12 protein-coding genes are annotated in these 12,523 nt (G+C 68.3%); 6 read left to right on the forward strand and 6 right to left on the reverse strand.

Annotated features, from left to right (window positions below; all coding sequences use genetic code 11):
- Positions 1–13 precede the first annotated feature (13 nt).
- Positions 14–250, forward strand: a complete 237-nt coding sequence (locus ACFMRZ_RS12655; RefSeq protein WP_400179299.1) for a hypothetical protein — start codon at positions 14–16, stop codon at positions 248–250.
- Positions 251–298: 48 nt separating this feature from the next.
- On the opposite strand, the gene ACFMRZ_RS12660 is transcribed toward ACFMRZ_RS12655, so the two are convergent.
- Positions 299–1,234, reverse strand: coding sequence for an oxygenase MpaB family protein (locus tag ACFMRZ_RS12660; RefSeq protein ID WP_400179300.1), 936 nt, complete (start codon positions 1,232–1,234; stop codon positions 299–301).
- 133 nt (positions 1,235–1,367) lie between these two features.
- Here ACFMRZ_RS12660 and ACFMRZ_RS12665 point away from each other — a divergent pair, with 133 nt between their 5' ends.
- Positions 1,368–2,024 carry a TetR family transcriptional regulator gene (locus ACFMRZ_RS12665; RefSeq protein ID WP_400179301.1) on the forward strand — a complete coding sequence of 219 codons (657 nt, stop codon included), beginning with the start codon at positions 1,368–1,370 and terminating at the stop codon, positions 2,022–2,024.
- On the opposite strand, the gene ACFMRZ_RS12670 is transcribed toward ACFMRZ_RS12665, so the two are convergent.
- Positions 2,011–2,985, reverse strand: coding sequence for an acyl-CoA thioesterase (locus ACFMRZ_RS12670; protein ID WP_400182843.1), 975 nt, complete (start codon positions 2,983–2,985; stop codon positions 2,011–2,013). The genes ACFMRZ_RS12665 and ACFMRZ_RS12670 overlap by 14 nt on opposite strands.
- A 294-nt stretch (positions 2,986–3,279) precedes the next feature.
- On the opposite strand from ACFMRZ_RS12670, the gene ACFMRZ_RS12675 reads away from it, so the two are divergent.
- Positions 3,280–3,804, forward strand: coding sequence for an SMI1/KNR4 family protein (locus ACFMRZ_RS12675; protein WP_280271580.1), 525 nt, complete (start codon positions 3,280–3,282; stop codon positions 3,802–3,804).
- Between the two features lie 72 nt (positions 3,805–3,876).
- Here the strand turns inward: ACFMRZ_RS12675 and ilvC are convergent, their stop codons facing one another.
- From ilvC to ACFMRZ_RS12690, 3 genes are all read right to left on the reverse strand, one after another.
- Entirely contained in the window at positions 3,877–4,878 is a 1,002-nt protein-coding gene (ilvC, locus tag ACFMRZ_RS12680; protein ID WP_280271579.1) for a ketol-acid reductoisomerase, read from the reverse strand.
- Positions 4,879–5,003: 125 nt separating this feature from the next.
- Entirely contained in the window at positions 5,004–5,507 is a 504-nt protein-coding gene (gene ilvN / locus ACFMRZ_RS12685; RefSeq protein ID WP_280271549.1) for an acetolactate synthase small subunit, read from the reverse strand.
- A complete protein-coding gene (locus tag ACFMRZ_RS12690) occupies positions 5,504–7,453 on the reverse strand; it encodes an acetolactate synthase large subunit (RefSeq protein ID WP_280271548.1) in 1,950 nt (649 codons plus the stop codon). Before ACFMRZ_RS12690 ends, ilvN begins: the two co-directional genes overlap by 4 nt.
- Before the next feature lie 360 nt (positions 7,454–7,813).
- On the opposite strand from ACFMRZ_RS12690, the gene ACFMRZ_RS12695 reads away from it, so the two are divergent.
- Both ACFMRZ_RS12695 and ilvD read left to right on the forward strand, forming a co-directional pair.
- Positions 7,814–8,236, forward strand: coding sequence for a PH domain-containing protein (locus ACFMRZ_RS12695; protein ID WP_400179302.1), 423 nt, complete (start codon positions 7,814–7,816; stop codon positions 8,234–8,236).
- 207 nt (positions 8,237–8,443) lie between these two features.
- A complete protein-coding gene (ilvD, locus tag ACFMRZ_RS12700; protein ID WP_400179303.1) occupies positions 8,444–10,285 on the forward strand; it encodes a dihydroxy-acid dehydratase in 1,842 nt (613 codons plus the stop codon).
- Positions 10,286–10,379: 94 nt separating this feature from the next.
- Here ilvD and ACFMRZ_RS12705 read toward each other — a convergent pair whose 3' ends face one another.
- On the reverse strand, positions 10,380–11,219 hold the full coding sequence (locus ACFMRZ_RS12705) for a DoxX family protein (protein ID WP_400179304.1): 840 nt from the start codon (positions 11,217–11,219) through the stop codon (positions 10,380–10,382).
- Between the two features lie 122 nt (positions 11,220–11,341).
- Here ACFMRZ_RS12705 and ACFMRZ_RS12710 point away from each other — a divergent pair, with 122 nt between their 5' ends.
- Positions 11,342–12,466: a PQQ-dependent sugar dehydrogenase gene (locus ACFMRZ_RS12710; protein WP_400179305.1), complete on the forward strand. Its 1,125-nt coding sequence runs from the start codon at positions 11,342–11,344 to the stop codon at positions 12,464–12,466.
- Positions 12,467–12,523: the final 57 nt, after the last annotated feature.

The raw sequence follows: 12,523 nt of genomic DNA on the forward strand, positions 1-12,523 counted from the left end.
GGCGGGAGCGGTTGTGGCCGCTCCGCTGGCTGTTGTTGCTATTCCGGCGCAGGCCGATGCGGTCGGCGAGCCGGATGTCACCGAGGTTCACGGCGGTCACGGGCACAACCCGTGGGATCGGCCGGGGCTGTGGGACAACCCGTGGGATCGCCACGACGACTGGAACGACTGGGATCGTGATCGTCGGCGCAACCACCCGGGTAACGGGTGGCGGCAGGCTGTGCCTCCGGGGTGGCTCGGCAGCAGCTGATTCGGTTACGCGACGGCCCAGTACCCGCACGGGTGCCGGGCCGTCGGCCTACGTGCGGGATTCCGCCTGTCCGTCGGGAGTGAACGATTCCAAGCCCATCCTCCGGTATTTCGCGATGAGCTTTTCGTAGCGGCGGCGGTTGCGGACCAGCGGGGTGTCCGTAACCGTGGCCGGCAACCAGCGGTAGGCCAGTTGGAGCGCCGTGGTCATCGCCCGGTACTCGCGCTCGTGGCGGCGGGTCCAGGTGATCGGCATGCGTGCGCGGACGCCGGGATGCATACCACCGCAGCCGAGGATCGTGATCACGTGACGAATCGCGGGTGCGCCGAGGCGCCAGAGCGGTTCGGCTGCCGGGGGTAGGAAGTCGGGGCGGGGCGCGCGGCGGATCGCGGCGGTTGCCGCATCCAATGTGGTTGTGGTGGCGAGCTTTTCCTCGACCATGCGGTCGTAGTGGGCGACCACGTCGCGATAGTCCTCGAGCAGGCGCGAGCGGCCCGGTAGCTCCAGTCCGGATACCTTGGCGCGGAAGTGATCCCAGATCGCCTGATTGTCCGCGGCCGACAGCCGCTCGCCGGTGACGGCGAGAAATGCGGTGCGCTGCACGAAGAACGACGAATACAGGACCCAGTTCCAGGTCTCCGGATTCAGCGCCGAGTACCGCTCGCCATCGGGTCCGACGCCCTTGACGTCGCGGTGCAGTCGCAGCAACCGCTCGGATTCGGCGAGCCGGTCGGCCTCCTCGCCGTGGAACACCATCTGGTCCGACGCGGTGGTGCGGATCGCGCGGCCCCACGGCTCGTAGCGCACCCGGCCGGTGTTCTCCAGCGCGGCCGACACCGGGGGCAGCATCGTCTGGTCGTACAGGCCGACGCCGAAGAAGCGGAGAAACACCGAGCCGCTCACGCGCTCGAACTCTTTCACGACTGCCGAGGTGCCGTCACGCGGCGGCGTGGACAACTGCTGCTGAGTAACGGGGCAAGTCATCGGAGAGAACTCCCTTGTTCCGGCATCCGCGCTGCTCCGGGGCCGCGAACGCCATATCCGGCTATTCTGGTGCACTGCGGCACCAAAGTTGTCTGGTGTCAGCGTGCACCAGAAATGTGAGATGGTCAAGGTCATGAGCGACGAGACCGATCGGACCTACGGCGGGGTCGGCGCGCGGGAACGTCGTGAGCGCCGCCGCGCCGCGCTCTTGGACGCCGCGCTGGATCTGCTGGCCGAGGGCGGGGCGGGCGCGGTCACCAAGCGGGCGGTGTGCGCTCGCGCCCGGCTGAACGACCGCTACTTCTACGAGCTCTTCGCCGATCGGGACACGCTACTGGAAGCGCTCGCCGAAGACGTCACGTCGCGGGGCATCCACGCCGTCGTCGCCGCGACGCTCGCCGCCGGGCCGGACATCGACGTGCAGATCCGCGCGGCCGCCGCGGCCGCACTGGATTTCCTGGCCGCCGACCCGCGTCGCAATGCGCTGCTGCTCGCGAACAGCACCGAGGTGCTGCAGCGGGCGCGGGTGCGTACGCAGCACTCCATCGCCGATGCCATGGCGGCGGTCGCCCGGGAACTGCTGATCACGCCCGCCCCCGACCCCCGCGATATCGACCTCACCGCCTACGTGCTGGTCAGCGGGACGCTGGAGCTCGTCGGCGCTTGGCTGCGCGGCGAATTCCGCACCGACCGCGCCCATCTGGTCGACGTCATCGCCGACCTGCTGACCGCCGGTGTCACGAAAGCCCGAGGCCTGCACCGAACTCCGCCGCACCCTACTTCGCAGTAGGCACCCTGAAGTGGCTCGGTTCCGCATCGACGGGAACTGCGGTAGCCAGGGTGAAAGGCTCGACCAGGGACCGCAATTCGATGAGGTGCCGGGCGTGCGCGTCGAGCATGCGGTCCTCCTCCGACTCCGGCTGCCACTGTTTCACCGGCCGCGCCTTGCCGTCGTCGTCCACGGCGACCACGACGGCCAGCCCGTGCGCGGCGAGTTCCGGTATGTCGGAATGGGTTTCGGTTGCCGTCACGTGGACGCTCATGTGCATGCTGCGCGGGCCGGTGTGGATGAGTCGCGCGGTGATCTCGACCACGTGGCCGATGAGAATGGGCCGGTAGAAACGGATTCCACCGAAATAGGACGTAATGACGTGCCGCCCCGCCCAATCCGCGCCGCAGACGCACGCGGCCTCGTCTATCCAACCCATCGTGCGGCCGCCGTGCACCTTTCCGCCCCAGTTGATGTCCGAGGGCGCGGCGAGGAAACGCAGTGTGGCACTGGGCCCGGTCCCCGCCGCCGTGTACTGCTGGGTGGCCATGGCCTGCTCGATCTGCTTGCGCACCGAGATCCGCGCGCGGGCTTGGCGGTGGCGCTCGAGCTCGAGGATCGTCGCCGGATCCCATTGCGGCACTTCGGCGGGACGCTTGTCGTCGTCGACCGCGACGAAGATCGTCAGGCACTGCGAGGTCTGGACCGGCTTCACTCGCGTGGGATCGGTCGAGTAGACGGTGACCAGGATGTGCATGCTGGTGCGGCCCGTGTGGACGAGCTTGGCGTGCAGCTCGACGAGTTCGCCGGGCACGATCGGACGGTCGAGGTGGATATTGCCGACATAGGCTGTCACGCAGTAGCGGCCGCTCCACTGAGCTGCCGCGGCGTAGGCGACCTTGTCGATCCATTCGAGCAACCGGCCGCCGTCGACGGAGCCGAGAATGCCCGCGTCGGCGGGTTTGACGAGGAACCGGTGAATCGCCTCCGACCGACGGCCGGCCGAGGCCGGGCTGGGGACGCTGGGCGCGAGTTGTGCTGAGGGCAAGGGTGTCACTATCCGTTCGGGCAGAGGTTCGCTTCTCTGACTCCGTTGTCGCGACGCACCATAAACACGCTGGAGGTTTACGGGCGAGTAGCCGACTTCCCGGCAGCGGCGGGTGCGGTGGTCCGAAAGTTCCTGCACGGTCGCACAATTTCCTTTTTCGAGCGATCCTTCCCACGTTTTGCCGAGCGAGCGCTGATTTTCCTGGAGAATCGACCGGTGACCGCGTCCATGGATCGACTCCGGCAAATCGTCCCTCCGCCCGCCCCCGCGCCAGATACCAACTGGGACAACGTGGAACGAACGCTCGGATTCCGGCTGCCTACCGACTACAAGGAGTTCATCGACACCTACGGGGGTAGTCACTGGGAGAACTACCTTCGCGTCATGGCGCCCGGCTGCCCCGACGAGAGCTACGACCTGTTCGAGTGGAAAGACTGGCAGACCGAGGAGCTGAACGACCTGTGGGAGTTCGAGCCGAAACCGGCCGAGCTGGAGGAAGCGGGCACCCGGATCATTCCCTGGGCCACCACCGACAACGGTGAGATGCTCTACTGGCTCATCCGCCCCGGCCAGCAGCCCGACGACTGGACCGTCCTGATCAACGAAGGCCGCGGCCCCCTCTGGGAACACGTCCCCCACACCTGCACCCAGTTCCTCGCCTCCGCCCTCACCGGCGACCTGGTCTCGGTCCTCCTCTCCGACAACCACTTCCCTCTCCCCGTCCACCAGGTCCAACAGGTCCACACCCGCTGACCCCGGGAACGCCAAGGGCCCCAGACGCGAAAGGCCCCCGCCGAGTCGGCGGGGGCCCGAATGCGCTGAGGCTCAGGCGGTTTCGGTGATGGGGCGGTCGACCCAGCTCATCAGGCCGCGGAGCTTGGCGCCGGTGACCTCGATGGGGTGCTCGGCGTTCTGCTTGCGCAGGGACTCCAGTTCCTTGTTGCCGCCCTCGACGTTGGCGACCAGGCGCTTGACGAAGGTGCCGTCCTGGATGTCGCGCAGGATGTCCTTCATGCGCTCCTTGGTGCCGGCGTCGATGACGCGCGGGCCCGACAGGTAGCCGCCGAACTCGGCGGTGTCGGAGACCGAGTAGTTCATGCGGGCGATGCCGCCCTCGTACATCAGGTCGACGATCAGCTTCAGCTCGTGCAGCACCTCGAAGTAGGCCATCTCGGGGGCGTAGCCGGCCTCGACCATGACCTCGAAACCGGTCTTGACCAGCTCCTCGGTGCCACCGCAGAGCACGGCCTGCTCACCGAACAGGTCGGTCTCGGTCTCTTCCTTGAAGGTGGTCTTGATGACGCCCGCGCGGGTGCCGCCGATGCCCTTGGCCCACGACAGCGCCAGCGCCTGGCCCTCGCCCTTCGGGTCCTGGTCGATGGCGATCAGGGCCGGAACGCCCTTGCCGTCGATGAACTGGCGGCGGACCAGGTGACCGGGGCCCTTCGGCGCGACCATGCCGACGGTGACGTTGCCCGGCGCCTTGATCAGGCCGAAGTGGATGTTCAGGCCGTGGCCGAAGAACAGCGCGTCGCCGTCCTTCAGGTTCGGCTCGATCTCCTCCTTGAAGATCGCCGCCTGGGCGGTGTCGGGAGCGAGCACCATGATGACGTCGGCCCACGCCGACACCTCGGCGGGCGTGCCGACGGTCAGCCCGGCCTCCTCGGCCTTCTCCCGCGACTTCGAGCCCTCCTTGAGGCCGATGCGCACCTCGACACCCGAGTCACGCAGGCTCAGCGAGTGCGCGTGGCCCTGGGAGCCGTAACCGATGACGGCGACCTTGCGACCCTGGATGATCGACAGGTCGGCATCGTCGTCGTAGAACATCTCGACAGCCACTGGTTATATCCCTTCTGGAATCTCTATAAGCATTCGGTCAGCGCGCCCGCGGGCGCGCGGTATCAAAGTTCGGATCCACGAGCTGAACATTTGCCCGGTCGATCCGGACAACTCTAACGAGTCGCGGTGATCGACTTGGGTCCGCGTCCCACGGCCACCACACCCGATTGCACGATCTCGCGAATCCCGTACGGCTCCAGCATTCGTAACAGCGCGTCGAGCTTGGACCGGGTACCGGTCGCCTCGACGGTAAGGGCGTCGGGCGACACGTCGATCACCTTCGCCCGGAACAGGCCGACCGCCTCGATCACCTGGGTGCGCACGCTGGCGTCGGCACGCACCTTCACCAGGATGAGTTCGCGGGCCACCGAATTCTCGGCGTCCTGCTCCACGATCTTGATGACGTTGACCAGCTTGTTCAGCTGCTTGGTCACCTGTTCCAGCGGCAGGTCCTCGACCGTCACCACGATGGTCATCCGCGAGATGTCCTTGAGCTCGGTGCCACCGACGGCGAGCGATTCGATGTTGAACCCGCGCCGGGAGAACAGGCTCGCCACGCGGGCCAGGACGCCCGGCTTGTCCTCCACGAGCACGCTCAGGGTGTGGGTCGTACTCATTGTTCGGTCCCCTTCTGGGTGGCGCGCTCGTGGGCGTTGAGCGTGGCCTTCTCGTGCGACATGGCCTCGTGGATGACCGCGGGTTCGGCGACGGTCTCGTCCTCGTCGAACAGCGGGCGGATGCCGCGGGCGGCCATGATCTCGTCGTTGGAGGTGCCGGCGGCGACCATCGGCCACACCTGAGCGTCCTTGCCGACGATGAAGTCGATCACCACGGGCCGGTCGTTGATGGACTGCGCCTCGCGGATGGCAGCCTCGACGTCCTCTTCCTTCTCCACCCGAATTCCGTGGCAGCCCAAGGCTTCCGCGAGTTTCACGAAGTCGGGGATGCGCAGGGTGTGAGTGCCCAGGTCGGTGTTGGAGTAGCGCTTCTCGTAGAACAGGGTCTGCCACTGCCGGACCATGCCGAGGTTGCCGTTGTTGATCAGCGCGACCTTGATCGGCACGCCCTCGACCGCGCAGGTGGCCAGCTCCTGGTTGGTCATCTGGAAGCAGCCGTCACCGTCGACCGCCCAGACCTCCTTGTCCGGCGCGCCCATCTTGGCGCCCATGGCCGCCGGGACGGCATAGCCCATGGTGCCCAGACCACCGGAATTCAGCCAGGTGCGCGGCTTTTCGTACTTGATGAACTGCGCGGCCCACATCTGATGCTGGCCCACGCCCGCGACGTAGATCGCGTCGGGACCGGCCAGCTCACCCAGCTTCTCGATGACGAATTCGGGCGACAGCGAGCCGTCACTCGGCGGGGTCCAGCCCAGCGGGTACTGCTTGCGGACGCCGTCGAGGTAGCTCCACCACTCCGAAAGCTGTAGCAGCGGAACGCCTTTGGCGGCCGGGTCGGCCTTCAGGGTCTCGATCAGCTCGCCGATCACCTCGCGGCAGTCGCCCACGATCGGGACGTCGGCGTGCCGGTTCTTGCCGATCTCGGCGGGGTCGATGTCGGCGTGGATCACCTTGGCGTTCGGGGCGAACGAGTCCAGCCGGCCGGTGACGCGGTCGTCGAACCGCGCGCCGAGGGTGATCAGCAGGTCCGACTTCTGCAGTGCCGCAACGGCTCCCACGGTGCCGTGCATACCGGGCATGCCCATGTTGAGCTGGTGGCTGTCGGGGAAGGCGCCGCGCGCCATCAGGGTGGTGACCACCGGGATGCCGGTCAGCTCGGCCAGTTCCAGCAGTTCCTTGGAGGCGTCGGCCTTGATCACGCCACCGCCGACGTAGAGCACCGGCGACTTCGCGTCCATGATCATCCGGGCCGCCTCGCGGACCTGCTTGCCGTGCGGCTTGGTCACCGGACGGTAGCCGGGCAGCCGCATCTCCGGCGGCCAACTGAAGGTGGTCTGCGCCTGCAGCACGTCCTTCGGGATGTCGACCAGCACCGCGCCGGGGCGGCCCGTGGAGGCCAGGTGGAAGGCCTCGGCGATGGTGCGCGGGATGTCGATCGCCTCGTTGACCAGGAAGTTGTGCTTGGTGACCGGCATGGTGATGCCGGAGATGTCGGCCTCCTGGAAACCGTCGGTGCCGATGAGCGAGCGCGCGACCTGGCCGGTGATGGCCACCAGCGGCACCGAATCCATCTGCGCGTCGGCGATCGGGGTGACCAGGTTGGTGGCGCCCGGACCGGACGTGGCCATGCACACACCGACCTTGCCGGTCGCCTGCGCGTAGCCGGTGGCGGCGTGGCCGGCGCCCTGCTCGTGCCGGACGAGAACGTGACGCACCTTGGTGGAATCGAACAGCGGATCGTAGACCGGGAGTACCGCACCGCCCGGAATGCCGAAGATGGTGTCGACACCGAGTTCCTCGAGGGACCGGACGACCGACTGCGCGCCGGTCACCTTCTCGGGCGGGACCTGGCGGCGGGTTCCGGATGCCGCCGGTGTCGGCTGGTTGGCCGAAGGCGCGGGCCTGCGAGCCGAGGGCCCGGGCCGTGCGGTAGGTGCGCTCACCGTCTTTTTCCTTACTGCTTGTCGTTCTGGTCACAGAACTTGCCTGAACATAAAAAAGCCCCCGACAGCCGAAGCTGATCGAGGGTGGCGCGTCGCAGCTGCGAGCTTGACGTGGTCAGGCTCAGCGCTGGACGCGCCGGCCGATTACGAGAAGCTCGATTCGATTCACGCGCACGACGGTATGCGTGCGAGAGCCGATGAGTCAAATTCCTTGACATGTGGTGTCCCATTATGTGAGACGGGGCGGTTTCGTCTGTCTGTCTACCGTGATGCGAGGATGGGGGTGTGTCGTCGCCGCATCAGTCCGTGCCACCTGCTCGATCGTCGCATACCGCCGAGAGCGGAGCGGATACGGGTCGGGTGATCAGAATTCCCCGGCTCGGTCATATCGGGGTACTCATCCTCCTGTTCTGCGTAGCGTTCCCTTTCTTCGGGTGGCCCGCGGTGCTGTGGGTGCTGTTTCTGATCCCGGCCGCGGTCTCGCTGTGGATCGAGCGGTCCCGGACCACCGTCTCGAACGCCGGGCTGGACCTGCGGACGGTGTTCGGTTCCCGGCATCTGGACTGGTCACAGATCCAGGGCCTGCGCCTGCCGAAGCGCGGATTCGTGCGCGCGCACCTGTCCGACGGTTCCGAGGTCGCGCTGCCCGCGGTGAGCTATGACCGGTTGCGACTGCTGGTCGCGGCGTCGAACGGCCGCATTCCGGATCCGTTCGCACAGCCGGAGACCGAGCCCACGGAACCTGAGGCTCCCGACTCGGACGCGGGATCCGAGCCGAGGTAATCGCTCTGCCCCCGTCACTCGGGAGTACCGTGAGATAGCCGCCGAGATCCTCGGCACAGTCGCCGACCAGCCTGGGCGACCCGGTTCCGGCATCACCGGAACGAGCGCCGACTCGGGAACGAGTGGCCCGACCTCGCCGACAGCGAGGAGACGCCCTCCCCCGACGACGGTAGGCGGCCCACACCCGACGACCTAGGACCCATACCCATGCCACCGCTTCGCTCACGCACCACCACCTTCGGACGCAACGCCGCGGGCGCTCGCGCGCTCTGGCGGGCCACCGGCCTCACCGATTCCGACTTCGGCAAGCCGATCGTCGCCATCGCGAACTCCTACACCCAGTTCGTGCCGGGCCATGTGCATCTGAAAGACGTCGGCGAGATCGTGGCGGACGCGGTACGCGCCGCGGGCGGGGTGCCGCGCGAGTTCCACACCATCGCCGTGGACGACGGCATCGCGATGGGCCACGGCGGCATGCTGTACTCGCTGCCCAGCCGCGAGATCATCTCCGACTCGGTGGAGTACATGGTCAACGCGCACACCGCCGACGCACTGGTGTGTATCTCCAACTGCGACAAGATCACTCCGGGCATGCTGAACGCGGCGATGCGGCTCAATATCCCGGCCGTGTTCGTCTCCGGCGGGCCGATGGAGGCCGGCAAGGCCGTGGTGGTCGGCGGCGTCGCGCAGGCACCGACCGACCTGATCACCGCCATCTCCGCCAGCGCCTCCACCGATGTCACCGACGACGGCCTGTCCGAGGTCGAGCGCAGCGCCTGCCCGACCTGCGGTTCGTGTTCGGGCATGTTCACCGCCAACTCGATGAACTGCCTCACCGAGGCGCTGGGCCTGGCGCTGCCGGGCAATGGCTCCACCCTCGCCACGCACGCCGCGCGCCGGGCGCTGTTCGAGCGAGCGGGCACCACCATCGTCGACATCGCCACCCGGTACTACCGCGACGACGACGAGTCGGTGCTGCCGCGAAACGTGGCCGACGAGAAGGCCTTCCGCAACGCGATGGCGCTGGACGTGGCGATGGGCGGCTCCACCAACACGGTGCTGCACACGCTCGCCGCCGCGCAGGAGGGCGAGATCGACTTCACCCTCGACACCATCGACGAGATCAGCCGCCGGGTGCCGTGCCTGTCGAAGGTCTCGCCCAACTCCGACTACCACATGGAGGACGTGCACCGCGCCGGTGGCATCCCGGCCATCCTCGGTGAGTTGCGGCGGGCGGGTCTGTTGGAGACCGACGTCACCACCGTGCACTCCGCGACCCTCGAGGAGTGGCTCGACACGTGGGATATCCGCTCGGGCAAGGCTTCCGAGGAAGCCCTCGAACTGTTCCACGCCGCGCCGGGCGGGGTGCGCACCACCGAGCCGTTCTCCACGGACAACCGGTGGTCGTCGCTGGACACCGACGCCGCCGGGGGCTGCATCCGCGATCTCGAGCACGCGTACACGGTCGAGGGCGGGCTGTGTGTGCTGCGGGGCAATATCGCACCGGACGGCGCGATCCTCAAGACCGCCGGTATCGACGAGGACCTGTTCACCTTCGAGGGCCCGGCCGTGGTGGTCGAGTCGCAGGAGGAGGCGGTGTCGGCGATCCTCGGCAAGCAGATCAAGCCGGGCGACGTGGTCGTCGTGCGTTACGAGGGCCCGTCCGGCGGGCCGGGCATGCAGGAGATGCTGCACCCCACCTCGTTCCTGAAGGGTCTGGGCCTGGGCAAGCACTGCGCGCTGATCACCGACGGCCGTTTCTCCGGCGGTACGTCGGGCCTGTCGATCGGCCACATCTCCCCCGAGGCGGCCAGCGGCGGCGCCATCGGCCTGATCGAGAACGGCGACCGCATCCGCGTCGACGTGCATACCCGCGCGCTCGAATTGCTGGTTCCCGACGAGGTTCTCGCCGAGCGGCGCGCGAAAATGGAAGCGTCCGAACGGCCTTGGCAGCCCGCCAACCGCGACCGGACCGTCACCGCCGCGCTCCGGGCATACGCGGCGCTGGCGACCTCGGCCGACAAGGGCGCTGTCCGCCGAGTGCCGTAAACGCCCCGCACATTCCCTGCCACACGGCCAGCCCTGCGCCCGCACGGCTCATTCTCTGCATTCCCGGCGTGCTTTTGCCGGGAATGCAGGGGCGTCAGTCGATGGTGCCGACGAAGGGGTTGCCGCCGTGCAGGACCAGCCAGCCGCCGATGGCCGCGGCGATCGCGAGGACGAGGACCACGAAGGAGCCCCAGGCCGGGCGGGTGGACCAGCCGCGGTTGCGGTCGAAGGAGAGGCGGCCGGGGCCGGTGAGGATCAGGACCGCGGCCAGGCCGGCGAGGATCGCCTCCAATTCGGTGGTCTTGTACTGGAATCCGGGCGCCATGCCCTGCTTCCACAGCCACGCGTCGGCGATCGAGGCGAACAGCGCACCCGCCGCCAGCGGGGTGGCCAGACCCAGCACCACCAGCGCGCCGCCGCCGACCTCGGAGATGGTGAGCATCGCGGTCGACAGTTCGATGTGCTTCCAGCCGCCCTGCTCCAGCATCTGCCGGGTGCCGTCCAGACCCGGGCCGTGGAACCAGCCCGCCAGCTTCTGCGTGCCGTGGTAGAGGAAGGTCAGGCCGATGACCAGGCGCAGTCCGAGCAGGCCCAGATCCTGTGTGCCGCGGCGCGTGTCGCGGCGGCGCTTGCGACCGTTCTCCGCCGTGGCGGCCGGGGCGGGCGGGATCGTGGCGAACGCGTAGGTGGGCGCGTCCGCTTCGCCGGGACCTCCCACACCGGCGGGGCCTGCCGCACCGGCGGCCGGGACCTCGGGGTCGAGGCCCAGTTCGTCGTCGGTGTGTGGCACCTGCTTGCCCGGCTCCGGCCGGACCGGCGGGAATTCACCGGTCGGATTGTCGAAGGGGCTGGTGGCCGCGTGACTGGTCGTCTCCTGAGCTGACTTCTCCGGCGGCTCGTTCGACTCCGGTGTCTGGTTCGGCTTGTCGGTCACGGGGTCAGAGTATGACGGGCGGGCAGTCTGCGCGCTGTCCGATCTCGGCGTGTCCCACGGCGCTCGCGCGCGCCAACCCCCGGTGCGAGCGCCCGCCGGGGTATTTCCGTAACGTCTGAGCCATGAGTGTGGTTGTCGCCGGCCGTGTCGCGCTGAGCCTGGCCGTCACCGCCGGTCTGCTGGCCGGCTGTGCGCGCTTCGACGAATCCGCGTCCGACCCGTTCACCCCCGCACCGACCATTCGGCCCGAAGGCGTCGAGCCGACCACTCCGCAACCGCCGAGCACCAAGAAGCGACCGCCGGGGCCGTGTGAGGATCCCGACCCGAGCGTCGTCGCCAGTTGTGTCAACGACTCCACGGGCGTGCTCGCCATGCCGGACGGCACCACGGGCGTCGTCGCCGAGCGCGCCACCGGCAAGATCTTCATGATCGACACCCAGGATCCCGGCCCGTGGCCGTACTACATGAAGCAGATGGCACAGGTGGATGTCGACGCATCCGGCGACGGCGGCCTGCTCGACATCGCCCTGTCGCCCACGTACGGCCAGGACAAGCTGATCTACGCCTACGTCACCACCGGCAGCGACAACCGGGTGGTGCGCATCGGCGCGGACGGGACCGCCAAGCCGATCCTCACCGGAATTCCCAAGAGCGACAGCGGAAATCGCGGTTCGATCGAATTCATCGCGGCGGACAAGATGCTGGTGCTGACCGGCGACGCGGGCAACCCGGGCGCCGCGGCCGATCAGGGCTCGCTGGCCGGGAAACTGCTGCGACTCACCAACCCCGCCCCCGGCAGCAGCGCACCCGACGTGCTGGCCTCCGGGATCGGGACCGCCGGCGGGGTATGCCCCGACATCGAGGGCAACATCTGGTTCACCGACCGCACCGCCGTCGCCGACCGCCTGCAGCGCCTGGACCCGAACGGCGCCATCACCACGGCCTGGAACTGGCCGGACCACCCCGGCGTGGCGGGCTGCGTCGCAGGCGACGACTTCGTGGCCGTCGCCATGTCCGATGCGAAGGGTCTGGCAATGGCCAAGGTGGAGAAGGACTCACACGCCATCACGTCCGCTCCGGCGCTGATGTACCAGGACAAATGGGGCCGCCTCAACGACGCCGCGCCCGGCCCGAACGGGCTGATCTGGGCCAGCACCGCCAACAAGGTCGGCGGTCAGCCCACCCCGACCGACGACCGCGTGGTCGTCATCTCGCCGTCGGGCGCCGGCGGCGGCACGCCGGACTGAGTCGCGGCTCCCCATGTCTGGGCCGGTATCCGGGCGCAAGTACCTTCTCGGCGCATA

Origin of the sequence: Nocardia sp. N2S4-5 (assembly GCF_044628355.1) — a bacterium.
GTDB classification, from domain to species: Bacteria; Actinomycetota; Actinomycetes; order Mycobacteriales; family Mycobacteriaceae; genus Nocardia; species Nocardia wallacei_B.